Below are 14,192 nucleotides of genomic sequence, written 5' to 3' on the forward strand. Positions count from 1 at the left end.
CCCTAGACTCTTTTCATGGCAGAGACAGGCATGGAGACGTCAGCGCTCGCGCTGGCAATCATGCGTGCCTGATTTTGCAGTTCGGCGGGGAGGCCATGAGCCGGCACGTGCGCACGATAAAAATCCATCACGTTGCGAACCGTACCAAGGCAGTTGTCTAGGGGGGCGGACGTCGACGAGACGGCCGCCGGCGCCAGAGTGTCGACCCAGGCGCCCAGCACCCACTGCTCGATCTGTTCGGCCTTTAGCTCGGTTGTCTTGACGTCATTGCGCAGCGCGTCGGTCCGTGGGTCGGGCGCCGGCGGCGGCCCCGCCTTGAGCCGGCTGCGAATCGCGCGCAAAGGCACCACGATCTCTTCCCGCCACGATCGCACTCGCGCGTCGGCCAGTGCGACCTCCGCGCGGTCGATCGGACGCCGATGCCACCGGGCCGCCAATAGCGCCATCAGCAATACGTTGACGTCCAGGGCAATGTCAGCCTGCAGTGCCAGACAGCTTTGAGCGACACCCTGTCGTTGGTAGACTGCCAGGGAGAATCGCCAGTACAGATCGTCGTCCAGCACCGAAGTCATGGTGGCTTCACGCTTGCCTCGGGCTGCTACAGTGCGCCGAGACGCTTGCTGAGCTGTTCGGCCATGGCTTTCACCGATTCCTGCAGGGGCGGGATTCTCTGCTCCGTGAATCGGTACATCGGCACGGTGATGCCGACGGCTCCAATGAGCTTCTCTCCCTTGCCGCGCACTGCCGATGCCACGGCCCCGACATCGGCGTCGAATTCGCCCCGGTTGACCGCACAATTCTGTGCCCGTACGGTGTTGAGTTCTTCCCGGATGGCAGCGACGTCGGTCAGTGTGGTTTCTGTGTATTTGATGAGCGGTCCGGCCAGGATTCGCGCCATCACTTTGTCCGGTGCGAATGCCAGTAATACCTTGCCGGTGGCCGTGCACCAGGCCGGCTTGGTCATGCCCAGCGGTGCGTAATGCGATACTGCATGGGATCCGCGGACGTGTTCGATCGACACGGCTGCCTCGCCATCCCAGATATTGAAGCTGCAGGTTTCCTGTGTACTCGCAGCCAATTCTTGCAAGCCGTTGTGCACCAGTTCGGACAGTCCGAAGTTCTCCATGATGGGCGCAGCTAGCGCCACCAGCCCGCCCCCCAGCCTGATCAGACCGCTGACCGGGTCACGCTCGACGAATTGTGCCTCTTCGAGCGTTGACACGATGCGCGAGACAGAGCTCTTGTGCAGGTCGACCCGGCGTGCCAGTTCTGTGATGCTGAGCAGGGGCTCGGTGCCCGAGAAGCATCCCAGTACTTTGAGGGCCTTCCTGACGGCGCCGACGCCACCAGGTGCGTCGGCACTCTCCCGCCGTTTTTTTATGTTATCGAGCACGTCGCGAAGGCTGCCATTTCAGGAAGATGTTTTCAAAGAGGCTGATGGCCGAGATTCCCAGCGTCGTGAACAAGGTGATGGACAGGAGCGCAGCGAATACCAACGGAATGTCCATGTTGAACTGCCCCGTCAGCACCAGGTACCCGATGCCCATGTTACCGCCGATGAACTCGCCGACGATAGACCCGACCAGCGCCAGCGGAAACGCCACTTTCATGGCATCGGCGATATAGGGCAACGCGTGCATCAGGCGCACCTTCAGGAAGATGCGCACGGGATTGCCGCCGGCGAGCATCGACAGGTCGATGATATCGCTTTCGATCTCGCCCAGGCCGGTGAGAGAATTCACGAAGATGGGAAACAGGGCCAGCATGAATGCCAGCAATATCTTCGATTCTGCACCGAGCCCGAACCACACGACCAGCAGGGGCGCGATCGCGATCTTGGGGATGCTGTTGAAGGCTGCCAGGAACGGCAGCACGATGGATTTCAGGCTGTCGATGTAGACGACGAGCAGCGCGAGCACGATGCCGACCACGGTGCCCAGCGCGAGGCCGGCCACCGTCGTCCCCGCAGTGACAGCCAGGTTATAGACCTGCAGATCGAAGGTTCCAGTGAAGCGCTGCCAGATTGTGGTCGGCAGCGGCAGGATGTAGTCCGGAACGCCGGAGAACGGTGCGCCGAACTGCCACAAGAGGAGCAGGATTGCGACTGCGAGCAATGTTCTGGATGCATTCAACATGTCTGGATTCTCCTAGCCTTCCCACTGTGTTCCGATGCCCTCGCGGACTTGGGCGGAAAGTTCAAGAAACCTCGGCGTCCTGAGCGTTTCCAGCGTGCGGGCCCGAGGTAGATCTACTTCGATGACGTTCTGGATGCGCCCCGGCCTGGCGGTCATGACGATGATCGTGTCCGACAGAAGCACCGCTTCGGTGATGCTGTGTGTGACGAAGATCACCGTGTTCTTGCTGGCACTCCAGATGTCTTGCAGCTCGAAGCCAAGACGCTCGCGGGTCATGACGTCCAGGGCCCCGAAAGGCTCGTCCATCAGGATCAGCGAGGGGTTCAGCAGCAGTGCCCGGCAGATCGAGGCGCGCTGCTGCATGCCTCCTGACAGCTGGTGTGGATAGCTGTTCTCGAAGCCCTTGAGGCCCGCCAGCTCGATCAGTTCCAGCGCACGCGCCTTGTAGTCCCGTGCATTCTTGCCGCCGATTTCGGCAACGAACAGGATGTTCTCCAGGACCGTGCGCCATTGAAGCAGGACTGGCCCCTGGAACACCATGCCGGAATCGGAGATCGGGCCATCGACCTGTTTCCCTCCCACGGTGATCTGCCCGCTGGTCGCCGGCACCAGACCCGCGATGATGCGCAGGAGTGTGGATTTCCCGCAACCGCTGGGCCCGACGATGGAAACGAAAGAGTTCGCCTTGATTTCGGCGGAAACACAGTTGAGCGCAACGACTTCGGAGCTGAACTTCTTGCTGACATCCTTGATGGTGACTGTCGTAGACATCGGTGCGCCTTAGCGTTTGTTGACCACGTTCTGGAACACGTCGTCCGGCTTGATGCCATCGGTCTTGAGTTTCAGCGCTTCACCGATGATGTTGATCGTGTTTTCGAGGCGATCGTCGGTTGCCACGCCATAGCCGTTCTTTCTCGTGTAGTCGGTGTCGATCGCCTTGATCGATTGCCTCCACTGGCTGAGCACGGTGTCATAGTTCAGCGTCGTGTTGTACTTCACCATGATGCGGGCCGCTTCTTCAGGGTGCGCGATCGAGTATTGCACTGCCTGGATGGTGGCATCGGCGAAGCGGCGCACTTCGGCAGGATCATTCTTGAGCTTGGACTGGCTGGCGATCATCCAGTATCCGTAGACCTCATATCCCCAGTCTGCAAACGACGCGAAGTAGACCTTCTTGCCTCGAGGCGTGGCCAACTTCTGCAGAGCGGGAACGTCACCGTCGATGGAGGCCGTAAACAGATCCACGCGCCCGCTCAGGAGCAAGGACGCATACACACCCGAATCTGCGGTCTGCCAGTCGACAGGCATGTCGGCCAGGCCATGCCGCGCGAGAATGATGGGAAAGATCACCCGAGCGCTGTCAGCCTGGGAGGCCGCGATCTTCTTGCCCCTGATCGAGGCAGGGTCGGGATAGGGTTCGAGTGACGCGAAGCCCATGGTCGACTTGTCCATGAAGACCAGGAAACCCTTCACCTTGGCGCCCTTGGCCACGGCCTGGACCACCGGGCCGGTATCGGCCATGCCGTAATCGGCTTTGCCGCTTTCGATGGCGGAAATTACGAATCCACTGCCCGCCGCCGGCAGTATCTTGACGTCAAAACCGGCGTCTCGGTAGTACCCCTGGTCCAGCCCTACGAAAAAGGGCGTGTGGCGTCCGTGAAAGGTGTAGTTGGTCAGTACTGTGATTTCCTTGAGTTTGGCGTCTTGTGCCGCAGCGGACACTGTCAGTGCACTCAAGCCCAGCGTGGCTGAAACCAATAAGGCGGATAAAAATCGCAATTTCTTCATGTCGTCCTCGGCCCAATCAATTGATGCTCTTTAAAGGAATTTTTGCTGCTCGTTCAAGGGTGTGAAAAATAGTCACCCAGGTTGATACGATCGACGCCGGGCACTTTCTTTCGTTCGAACTCGGCCCGGCGGTGAAATGGTGCCGTTGCGTCGATGCCCATCCGTCCCCAGTGGTCTTTTTCGTCGTCCCTGTAGAAGGAGGGTGTTTCGGGGATGATCATGACGTCCTTGTCCGGGCGTGAGCGTGTCAGCGTCGCCCAGGTGACGTCATCCATGTCGTAGATGTCTACGTCTTCGTCGACGACGGTGCACATTTTGGCCCAGGTCGGTTCGGCGCCGAACACCGCCAGCAGCACCTGGCGCGCGTGGCCCTCGTATTGCTGCCGGATCTTGACGACGGTGTGCAGCACGAAGGGATGGCATGTGACGTCAATGATGCCGGGCAGCACGGCGCTGATCCGTTGGTAGATATTCGCCGCAACGGACAGTTCGAGGGTCAGGACCTCTTCGGAAGACCCGCAGAGGATGCTGTGGAAGATGGCATCGCTGCGGCGAGTCACTCCCAGCACCTCGAAGACCGCGTTATTGCCTACGGGGGTGTAATAGCCCATGAATTCGCCAAATGGGCCTTCGGGCCGGCGGATGTTCGGCAGGAAGCGGCCCTCGATGACGATCTCGGTGCTGGCTGGAACCATCAGGTCGATATGCTTGCAGGGGCGCATCTGGATGGGCTCGCCCGACAGCTGCGCAGCCACCAGGAGCTCGTCCGCATCGTAAGGCAGGGGTGCGGCGGCGGTCAGGAAGCTGGCCGGCGGAGGGCCGATGAGCATGGCGGCCTCCAGCGGCTGGCCGGACTGTTCGGCCTTTTCGTGGTAGATCGTCAGGTGGTGTTTGGGGGCAAGCCGGCAGCGCAGTTCCTGGTCGCTGACGTACATTGAGCGGTGAAACGAAAGGTTGCGCACACCGGTTTCGGGGTCCTTGGCCAGGAACATGGCGGAGGTGAAGTACGGCCCCACGTCTTTCTCGGAATAGGTGATCAGCGGCAGATCGCTGAGTTGGCAGTCAATCAGGGTGGGTGTGTCCTCAGGTCTGGATGGCACCAGCTCGCTGCCTCTTGCGCTGGCGATGCTGGCAAGATCATTCCATTCTTTGCAGAAGTGCTCAGGGTTGATCCCCAGGATATCCGCCAGTCGTTGCCGCGTGCCGTAGATATTGGTCAGCACGGGCAGCGTGGTGCCTTTGACCTTATGGAACAGAATGGGCTTGCCCCAGGCTTTGTGAGCGGCTGCGGTGACGGCTGCCAACTCATGCCGGGGGTTCACTTCGCGGTGCACCTCCATCAGTTCGTTTTTTTCGCGAAGACGATTCATGTAGTTGCGCATGACGATCCTATTTGTGTCTGCTGCTCTGACATGCGGGCAGTACCTTGCCCGCGCTCATTTCTCGATCCGCTGGCCGCTCCAGCGCTTGACGAGTCCGGTATCGATATCAAACAGGTCCAGTGCCCGGCCCACAGTGTGGTCGACCATTTCCTCGATCGTCTGGGGGCGGGCGTAGAAGGCGGGCACAGGCGGCATCACGATGGCCCCGGCCTCGGAGACCTGCGTCAGGCTGCGCAGATGCCCCAGATGGAGCGGGGTTTCGCGGACGAGCAGTACGAGACGGCGCCGCTCTTTCAGGACTACGTCGGCCGCGCGCGTCAGGAGATTCGAGGTCACCCCAGTCGCGATTTCCGACAGACTGCGGATCGAGCATGGGGCCACGATCATGCCGGCGGTTTTGAAGGATCCGCTGGAGATGGAAGCGCCTATGTCCTCGATTGAGTGAACGTGGTCGGCAAGTTGCTCTATGTCTGCAACCTTCAGGGGCAGTTCGTGCGCCAGCGTTACCTTGGCCGAGCGTGTCATGACCAGGTGGGTCTCGACCGAGCAGGCGCGCAGCGCGTGCAGCATGCGTACTCCCAGGATGATGCCTGATGCACCACTGATGCCGACGATCAATCTGCGGGTACCGCTCATGGGGAATCTCCGTGGACAGGGCCTGCTTCATTCGGTAGTTGCGCATTAAGCAACAACGATTCATATAGCGCAACTTTTGCAAAAGTCTAAGGCTTGTCTTTCAGGCTTGTCAAGGCAATCGTCTGCCGAACATATTTCGGCGCAGCGCCCCCTGCGCGACGAGTTGGCGCTGCCAGAGGCGCCGAGGTTTGTCCCCGTCACCGTCGCCCAGGTGCCTGTGATGGTGTTACGCTTCGCTCCTATGAAAAAGTCTTCTGACTCCGCCCGTTTCGCTGCCGCCGCACGCAGCCCCTCTTTGGTCGCGTCCGGCCCTGAGAACCGCGAGCGGACTCCCTCGCCCACGTCGCGTCGGCTGTTCTTCGCCCTGTGGCCTGATGATGCTGTCGTCGCTGAGCTCACCGAGTGGGCGCAGCGGGCCCAAGAAGCGTGCAATGGCCGCCGGATGCGGGCCGACACCTTGCACATGACACTGGCTTTTTTGGGCACGGTGGCGGTTGACCGCATCCCCGTGCTGGCTGAGATGCTGCAGGGTCGACGTTGGCCGGGAGGCGTACTCAGTCTCGATCGCGTGGGCCGTTTCGGTGGCCCCAAGATTGTCTGGGCTGGGTCGTCTGAACCCTCGCCCTGGCTGGATGCGATGCATGTGGCCTTGTGGCGTGCTTTGTCTTATCAGGGGTTCAAAGAACCTGATGAACCTTTTCGCGCGCATGTGTCGCTGCTGCGCAATGCCGGTGCGGGCGACCTTTCAGCCGTGGTGGGTTCTCGTCCCGTCATCTGGACCCCGGATCGCCTCGTTCTGGTGGCTTCCGCGCCGCGTGGCTCCGGCTCGTACTACGAGGTGATCGCAGAGTGCGGCGTGACCCCGGCGTATTGAGTATCCTGGGGCTGCCACGGAAGAACGGGTTCCGGGACGATCTGGGGTGATGCATGAAGTCGATTGATCGTAGCCAAGGTGCTGAAGGCACCAACGTCGGTAAGTTGCGGCTGGACAAGTGGCTGTGGGCGGCCCGCTTCTACAAGACGCGCGGACTGGCCGTAGATGCCATCGTGGGCGGGCGGATCAAGCTCAATGACCAGATTGTGGCCAAGCCAGCCCGCGAGGTCGCTGTGGGCGATCTCGTTCGCATTCGCAAGCCCAATTTCGATGCCGAGGTCGAGGTGCGGGCGCTGAGTGCGGTGCGCGGTCCGGCGCCGCAGGCCGCGCTGCTGTACGAAGAGACCGCCGCCAGCGTTGCTGCCCGGGAGCAGTTGGCCGAGCAGCGCCGTCTGGCGCCAGAGCCGGCGCTGGATTACACCGCAGGGCGCCCGACCAAGCGGGACAGGCGTCTGATCAATGATTTACGGGGAAGGTGAGTCAGCGCTGCCTTACGACTCTACCAACAGACGCGCCAGTTCGACGGCCGTGCGGACGTGCATCTTGGCCAGGATGTGCGACCGGTGCACTTCTACCGTGCGCATGCTGATGCCCATCATGTCGGCGATCACCTTGTTCATCTTGCCGTCCAGGATCAGTTCCATGACCTCGCGCTCGCGTGCCGATAGCGTGGCCAGCCGCGCTTTCACCAGTTCCAGGTCGCCGGCCTCCAGCGAGGCCTGCAGCGCTTCCAGCACTCGGTCCATCAGCTTGTTGTCGTTGAACGGCTTTTCGAAGAAATCGAAAGCCCCGCGTTTCAGGCTGTCGACCGCCATTGGCACGTCGCCGTGACCGGTCAGGAAGATGGCGGGGATTCGCCGGGTCAGCCCCCGCGCGGCCAGGCTGTCAAACAGCTCGGCCCCGCTCATGTCAGGCATCCGCATGTCCACCAACAGGCAGTCGCCGCTAGTGTCAAAGGCGTAGTCGTCCAGCATGTTCAGAAATGCCTGAGCGCCGTCGTAGCCAGCGGCGGCGATCCGGCGGGATTCTGCAAGCCAGATCAGTGAATCCCGGATTGCCGCTTCATCGTCGACGATATGTAGCACCTGGTTGTCTCCCTCCTCTGGATGCGCTGGGCCTGTGGGTGGCCTGGCAGCCCTATTTTTTCATGTTTTCGGCGGCAGCGGATGCGGGCATCGAGAAGCGGAAGATGGTGCCTCCGCCTGGGTTGTCCTCATAGGTCAGGGTGCCACCATGAAATTCCACGACGGTGCGGCAGATTTTCAGGCCCATGCCCATGCCGTCGGATTTAGTGGAAAAGAAGGGCGAGAACAGGTGCTTCCTGGCCTGTTGCGAAATGCCGCAGCCCTGATCAACCACGCTGATGATCACACTCCCAGGGGCGAGCGGGTCCGCGCTGGCGCCGATGCGCAGGACGCGACGTTCCGGTTCCACGCTCAGCATGGCTTCAATGGCGTTGCGAGTCAGGTTGAGCAACACTTGTTCCAGCATCATCGGGTCGGCCAGCACCGTCCGGGTGTCCGGCCCGATGTCGGTCTTGATCGTCATGAAGTGCTGGCTGGCGCGCAGTTCGGCCACCTGGACGACGTTCGCGACCAGGGCGGACAGGTCCACGGTTTCCCGATGCGGTTCGCGCCGCTTGGCCAATGAATGGACGCTGCGGATGACATGTCCCGCGCGTTGCGCCTGGGCATTGGCTTTCTCCAACGCCCCCCGGATGCGGTCCAGGCCGGCATCGTCGGGGCGCGCGGCGGGGTCATTCAGCAGGTTCAGCGCACCGGTCGTGTAGCTCGTGATGGCAGCCAGCGGCTGATTCAGTTCGTGGGCCAGGGTCGAGGCGATTTCTCCCATGGCCACTGTTCTGGCGCCGGCCTGAAGCTTTTCCTGTTGACGGCGGTTCAGTTCCTCGAATCGCTTCTGGTCGGAAATATCCAGGATCGAACTCATCCATCCGGTCTGCCGGCCGCTCTCGTCGACCAGCGCGGATTCGTACACCAGGACGGGAAAGCGTTCCGAGCGGTTGCGTAGAAACATGGTCTCGAACCCCTGGGGGCTGATCGTGCCGGCCATGCGCTGCGCAAATCGCTCCTGGTATTCCGCCATGACTTCCGGCGCCCAGTAGGGCATGGGCGGCGAGCACCCGATCAGGTCTTCGGCCCGCATGCCGACCATCCGGCAGAATGCGGGGTTCACATACGTGATCCGGCCGTTCAGGTCGTATACCCGCAGGCCGGTGACCAGAGAGTCCTCCATGGCGGTGCGAAAGGCGATCTGTTCGCGCAAGGCTTTCTCGACGGCCGTCCGGCGGTTGATGTCGCGCCACAGCGCGGCGAGGCTCCAGGACAGGCCCAGCGTGAGAGCGACGATGATGGTGACCAGCCGGTTGGACAGCAGGTTGGGGGCGCTCCTGACGCTGTCGGTGCGCAGGGTGATGTCCGTGTAGGGCAGGTTCAGATCGTGCGCATAGGTGTAGACACCGCGCCCCGCGCCGCCCGCTGCCCGTTGCCCGAGCGTGTTCTCGTGACGGTCGGTCAGGCGGATTTCGTTCTTTTGGGCGAACCACCAGGGCACCATCTGCTCAAGGATGCCGTTCAGGGAGTAGGTGGTGATAATGCCGCCGACATAGTGTCCGCCCTGGTGAACAGGGAGGATGTAGTCCATCACCCCCGGATGCGACGCGTCTTCCGGCGGGCTCGGCTGGGTGTATTCCGGCGTGCTGGTGCTGCGCGCGCGATCCAGTGTCGCGCGCAATGGCTCGGGCAGCTCGGCAGGAGACAGCGTGCCTTTGCGGTCGGATGCCGTTCCCCGGCCATCGGCCGCGATCCAGGCGATGCGCCTGATCTCGGGATGCGTCCGCTGCAGAAAGCGCATCCGGTCCTGCAATTTTTCGCCCGCCAGACCGTTTGCGGCGATGGCATTGGCCAGTGACCGGATGTCGTCTTCATTGCGTCCCAGCTGGAAGCGGATGGTCTGTTCCACCCACAGTGTGTCGGCGATCTGTTGTTCCTGGCGTTCTGCGGATTCCAGCTGCTGCGCCTGGCGCGGCAGCCAGATCACGGTGGCCACGAACAGGAACACGCACAGGATCGGTACCAGCCATTGCCAGGTGCGTCCGTGGACACGCGGGATAGAGGACGGGAAAGGACTCATGCCAAAGAGGAGCTGTGCGATCGGCCGCCTCGACGGTCAGGGCAGGGCCGAGGGTGATGTGGATCTGTTGCGCACCCAGTGTAGCCCGGGCAGCGTGCGGTGAAACCACGCGGCTTCCAGCGCCCGATTGTGGATTTCCACAGTTGAAGCGCAGGCCTCGGTTGCAGACAATGGCCGCATGTTTTTCAGCCCCCCATCACGAGCCCCGGGTTCCCTTCAAGCAATGAAGCTGCTCGCCTTCCTGTTCGCCTGTGCGCTGACGTGCTCTCAAGCGGCATACGCACAGCAGGAGCCTATCCTGATCCGGTTCAGTCACGTGGTCGCCTCGGATACGCCCAAGGGCAAGGCGGCGGAACGCTTCCGGCAATTGGCTGAACAGGCCACGGGCGGGCGCGTTCGGGTACGGATCTATCCCAATAGCCAGCTGTACCGGGACCGCGAGGAATTGGAAGCCTTGCAATTGGGCGCCGTTGAAATGATCGCGCCATCCCTGTCCAAGCTCGGGCCGCTGGGCGCCCGCGAATTCCAGGTATTCGATCTGCCCCACATGTTCCCGGACTGGGCCGCATTGCATCGGGTCACGAACGGCCCGGTCGGCGAGGGCATGCTGCAGCGCCTGCGGCTCAAGGGCGTGATCGGCCTGGCTTTCTGGGATAACGGTTTCAAGTCGTTTTCCGCCAACCGCCCCTTGAACACTCCCTCCGACCTGGCCGGCCTGAGGATGCGCATCCAGCCTTCCAGGGTGCTGGACGCGCAGATGAGGGCATTGGGCGCTCAACCGATGACCCTGCAGTTTGGTGAAGTGCACGATGCGCTGGCGGCCGGAGTGGTCGATGGCACCGAGAATCCGCCCTCCAATTTCTACACGCAGGACCTGCAGGAAGTGCAGCCGTATTTCACCGTGTCCAATCATGGCTACCTGGGGTATGCCGTGATCGTCAACAGAAAGTTCTGGGAAGGCCTGCCTCCCGACATCCGCCGGGAACTCGAAGGCGCGATGAGGGAAGCGACGAGGTATGCCAGTTCCATTGCGCAGGAAGAAAACGATCAGGCCCTGGCGGCGATCCGCGCATCGGGCAAGACGCAGATCCATGTCCTGACGGAGCCGGAGCGCGAGGCCTGGAAAAAATCGCTTGCAGTCGTCAGCGCCGATATGGAATCCCACATCGGTGCGGAGTTGATTGCCGATATCCGGCGAGCGATCGCCTCCCCTTGACCGGTCCAAGCGACCTTCAGTTTTCCCCGTCTGTCATTTCCATCCATCAAGGAGACCTTCCCATGAGCATTCGCATTCCTCTCATCAAAACGCTGAGCGTGTGCTTCGCGCTGGCCTTTTCTTCGGCGGCGCTGGCGGATCAGCCAGTCGTCATCAAGTTCAGCCACGTCGTGGCTGAAAACACGCCCAAGGGCCAGGGCGCCCTGAAGTTCAAGGAACTTGCCGAAGCCGCCTTGCCCGGCAAGGTTCAAGTGCAGGTCTTCCCCAACTCGCAGCTGTTTGGCGACGGCAAGGAAATGGAGGCGCTGCTGCTGGGCGACGTCCATATCGTCGCCCCGTCCCTGGCCAAGTTCGATCGCTACACCAAGAAACTGCAGATCTTCGACCTGCCCTTCATGTTCGACGACGTGGCCGCCCTGGACCGCTTCCAGGCCAGCCCGGCTGGCCAGGAGCTGCTGGGCTCCATGAAATCCAAGGGCATCCAGGGCCTGGCCTACTGGCACAACGGCATGAAGCAGATGTCCAGCAACAAGGACACGCTGGTTCACCCGGGAGACATCAAGGGCCTGAAATTCCGCATCCAGTCGTCCGACGTGCTGGAGGCCCAATTCCGCCAGTTGGGCGCCAATCCGCAGAAGCTCGCCTTCGCCGAGGTCTACCAGGCCTTGCAGACTGGCGTGGTGGATGGTGCTGAAAACCCCTGGTCCAACATCTACTCGCAGAAGTTCCACGAAGTGCAGAAGACCATCGCCGTGACCAACCACGGCGCGTTGGACTATATGGTCATCACCAATGCTGGCTGGTGGGACGGCCTGCCCGCGGACGTTCGCGAGGCGTTGAAGAAAGCCATGGCCGGCGCCACGGAGCATGCCAACAAGCTGGCTTCCGAGATCAATGATCGCGACCAGAAGCGTATCGCCGATGCTGGCAAGGCCAAGATCCAGACCCTGACCAAGCAGGACGTGGCCGAGTGGCGTGCGGCTGTCCAGCCCGTCTGGACAAAGTTCTCGAGCCAGATCGGCGAGGACCTGATCACGAAGGCCAAGGCGTCCAACGAGAGCTGATGAATGCGCTTCGGCGGCCGCTGCCTGAACGGGCTCGGCCGCCGGGCCGCCATGTTGCCCTTGCGGCTGCTTTCCGGCAGCCGTTTCCCATCCTGACCAAGGATTTCCTTACCATGTTGAAAAACTGGCTGGAACACGTCGAGGAAGGCCTGGTTGCCTTTCTGCTGGCGGCAATGACCGTGGTGACTTTTGTCCAGGTCGTCGCTCGCTATGTCTTCAACTACAGCTTCGTCTGGGCGCTCGAACTGACGATGTACTTCTTCGGTGCCCTGATCTTCCTGGGCATTTCCTACGGCGTGCGTGTGGGCGCGCACATTGGCGTGGACGCCTTCGTGCGCCTGCTTGCGCCGCGTCCCGCCCGTTACCTGGCCATGGCCAGCACGCTGCTTTGCATCGTCTATGCGGCCATCGTGCTCTACGGCAGCTGGATCTACGTCAGCAAGATTCACATGATCGGCATCATGGCGCAGGACTTGCCCATTCCGCAATGGGTCCCGCGCGCGGTCATGCCGCTGGGCTTCCTGCTGCTGATCTACCGCTTCGGCGAGGTGCTCTGGAACCTGATCAGGGGCGGTCACGCCTCCTTGTTGGGCGATGAAGTCGCTGATGCCATGAAATACCGCAGCGACGCGGCCGGAGACCGAAAATGACAACCACCGCCCTATTCGTCCTGCTGTTTCTATTCATGTTCATGGGGATGCCCGTGGCGGTCGCCCTGGGTCTGTCTTCGCTGTTGACCATCCTGGCCTTTGGTACGGACTCGCTGGCCTCGCTCTCGCTCAAGCTCTACGAGACCTCCGAGCATTTCACGCTGATGGCCATTCCGTTCTTCATCCTGGCCGGCGCTTTCATGACAACCGGTGGGGTGGCCAAGCGCATGATCCGCTTTGCCATCGCTTCCGTGGGCCATCTGCACGGTGGGCTGGCCATCGCCTCGGTGATGGCTTGCGTGCTGTTTGCTGCAGTCTCCGGCTCCTCACCGGCCACGGTGGTGGCGGTGGGCTCCATCGTGATTGCCGGCATGGTTCGGGCCGGCTATAGCCAGGGCTTCGCCGCGGGCGTCATCTGCAACGCCGGCACACTGGGGATCCTGATCCCGCCGTCAATCGTCATGGTGGTTTACGGAGCGGTTACGGAGACCTCGGTGGGTGCCCTGTTCATGGCTGGCGTAGTCCCTGGGTTGCTGCTGGGTCTGCTGCTGATGGTGGTTATCTACGTGGTCGCACGCATGCGCAACATGCCGCGCCAGCCCCGCGCCAGTTTGCTGGAAGTGGGCACGGCCGCGCGCGATTCGATCTGGGGGTTGCTGCTGATCGTCATCATTCTGGGCGGAATCTACGGCGGGATCTTCACCCCGACCGAGGCAGCGGCTGTCGCCGCGGTCTATGCGTTCTTCATTGCCGTGTTCGTGTATCGCGACATCGGCATGAAGCAGGTGCCCGAAGTTCTGGTCGATGCGGCCAAGGTGACCATCATGCTGATGTTCATCGTCGCCAACGCGCTGCTGTTCGCCCACGTGCTGACGACCGAACGCATCCCGCAGGCCATCGCCGAACAGATCATTGCCTGGGACATGAGCACCTGGCAGTTCCTGATCGTGGTCAATATCCTGCTGCTGGTGGCCGGTGCCTTCATGGAGCCCACCGGCATCATCCTGATCCTGGCCCCGATCCTGTTCCCCATCGCCACCCGGCTGGGCATCGACCCGGTGCACCTGGGCATCATCATGGTGGTCAATCTGGAGATCGGCATGGTCACGCCGCCGGTGGGCCTGAACCTGTTCGTGACCGCAGGCGTCACCAAGATGCGCATCGACCAGGTCATTCGCGCTGCGCTGCCTTGGCTGTCAGTGCTGCTGGTCTACCTGCTGTTCATCACCTACGTGCCCATCGTCAGCCTCTGGCTGCCGGGGCTGTTCGGTTAGGCTTCGGCCTTCGACGGGCGGGT

At 61.8% G+C, this 14,192-nt stretch carries 15 protein-coding genes; 6 read left to right on the top strand and 9 right to left on the bottom strand.

The features are described from left to right. Nucleotides 1-2 precede the first annotated feature (2 nt). The 7 genes from VF285_RS07930 to VF285_RS07960 all read right to left on the bottom strand — a co-directional run bounded on the left by VF285_RS07930 (nt 3) and on the right by VF285_RS07960 (nt 5,941). Nucleotides 3-572, bottom strand: coding sequence for a TIGR02444 family protein (locus VF285_RS07930; RefSeq protein ID WP_346952082.1), 570 nt, complete (start codon nt 570-572; stop codon nt 3-5). Nucleotides 573-598: 26 nt separating this feature from the next. Then, nucleotides 599-1,393, bottom strand: a complete 795-nt coding sequence (locus VF285_RS07935) for an IclR family transcriptional regulator (RefSeq protein WP_346952083.1) — start codon at nt 1,391-1,393, stop codon at nt 599-601. Beyond that, complete coding sequence (locus tag VF285_RS07940) at nt 1,383-2,135, bottom strand: ABC transporter permease (RefSeq protein ID WP_346952084.1); 753 nt, start codon at nt 2,133-2,135, stop codon at nt 1,383-1,385. The genes VF285_RS07935 and VF285_RS07940 overlap by 11 nt, the downstream gene beginning before the upstream one ends. Before the next feature lie 12 nt (nt 2,136-2,147). Next, a complete protein-coding gene (locus tag VF285_RS07945; protein ID WP_346952085.1) occupies nt 2,148-2,906 on the bottom strand; it encodes an ABC transporter ATP-binding protein in 759 nt (252 codons plus the stop codon). Between the two features lie 9 nt (nt 2,907-2,915). Further along, nucleotides 2,916-3,923 carry an ABC transporter substrate-binding protein gene (locus VF285_RS07950; protein WP_346952086.1) on the bottom strand — a complete coding sequence of 336 codons (1,008 nt, stop codon included), beginning with the start codon at nt 3,921-3,923 and terminating at the stop codon, nt 2,916-2,918. A gap of 53 nt (nt 3,924-3,976) precedes the next feature. Next, a complete protein-coding gene (locus VF285_RS07955; protein WP_346952087.1) occupies nt 3,977-5,293 on the bottom strand; it encodes a UbiD family decarboxylase in 1,317 nt (438 codons plus the stop codon). 66 nt (nt 5,294-5,359) lie between these two features. Continuing rightward, nucleotides 5,360-5,941: a UbiX family flavin prenyltransferase gene (locus tag VF285_RS07960; RefSeq protein ID WP_346952088.1), complete on the bottom strand. Its 582-nt coding sequence runs from the start codon at nt 5,939-5,941 to the stop codon at nt 5,360-5,362. Nucleotides 5,942-6,182: 241 nt separating this feature from the next. Here VF285_RS07960 and thpR point away from each other — a divergent pair, with 241 nt between their 5' ends. Continuing rightward, nucleotides 6,183-6,815, top strand: a complete 633-nt coding sequence (thpR, locus tag VF285_RS07965; RefSeq protein ID WP_346952089.1) for an RNA 2',3'-cyclic phosphodiesterase — start codon at nt 6,183-6,185, stop codon at nt 6,813-6,815. A gap of 53 nt (nt 6,816-6,868) precedes the next feature. Further along, nucleotides 6,869-7,294 (top strand): RNA-binding S4 domain-containing protein, encoded by a 426-nt coding sequence (locus VF285_RS07970; protein ID WP_346952090.1) that lies wholly within the window; start codon nt 6,869-6,871, stop codon nt 7,292-7,294. 12 nt (nt 7,295-7,306) lie between these two features. Here the strand turns inward: VF285_RS07970 and VF285_RS07975 are convergent, their stop codons facing one another. After that, nucleotides 7,307-7,900 carry a response regulator transcription factor gene (locus tag VF285_RS07975; RefSeq protein ID WP_346952091.1) on the bottom strand — a complete coding sequence of 198 codons (594 nt, stop codon included), beginning with the start codon at nt 7,898-7,900 and terminating at the stop codon, nt 7,307-7,309. Nucleotides 7,901-7,952: 52 nt separating this feature from the next. Beyond that, complete coding sequence (locus VF285_RS07980; RefSeq protein WP_346952092.1) at nt 7,953-9,893, bottom strand: ATP-binding protein; 1,941 nt, start codon at nt 9,891-9,893, stop codon at nt 7,953-7,955. 295 nt (nt 9,894-10,188) lie between these two features. Here VF285_RS07980 and VF285_RS07985 point away from each other — a divergent pair, with 295 nt between their 5' ends. The 4 genes from VF285_RS07985 to VF285_RS08000 all read left to right on the top strand — a co-directional run bounded on the left by VF285_RS07985 (nt 10,189) and on the right by VF285_RS08000 (nt 14,169). Continuing rightward, nucleotides 10,189-11,181, top strand: a complete 993-nt coding sequence (locus VF285_RS07985) for a TRAP transporter substrate-binding protein (protein ID WP_346952093.1) — start codon at nt 10,189-10,191, stop codon at nt 11,179-11,181. 62 nt (nt 11,182-11,243) lie between these two features. Beyond that, complete coding sequence (locus VF285_RS07990; protein WP_346952094.1) at nt 11,244-12,245, top strand: TRAP transporter substrate-binding protein; 1,002 nt, start codon at nt 11,244-11,246, stop codon at nt 12,243-12,245. Between the two features lie 113 nt (nt 12,246-12,358). After that, entirely contained in the window at nt 12,359-12,895 is a 537-nt protein-coding gene (locus tag VF285_RS07995; protein ID WP_346952095.1) for a TRAP transporter small permease, read from the top strand. Beyond that, nucleotides 12,892-14,169, top strand: a complete 1,278-nt coding sequence (locus tag VF285_RS08000; RefSeq protein ID WP_346952096.1) for a TRAP transporter large permease — start codon at nt 12,892-12,894, stop codon at nt 14,167-14,169. The genes VF285_RS07995 and VF285_RS08000 overlap by 4 nt, the downstream gene beginning before the upstream one ends. Nucleotides 14,170-14,192: the final 23 nt, after the last annotated feature.

Origin of the sequence: Castellaniella sp. (genome assembly GCF_036379515.1) — a bacterium.
Lineage (GTDB): Bacteria > Pseudomonadota > Gammaproteobacteria > Burkholderiales > Burkholderiaceae_B > Castellaniella.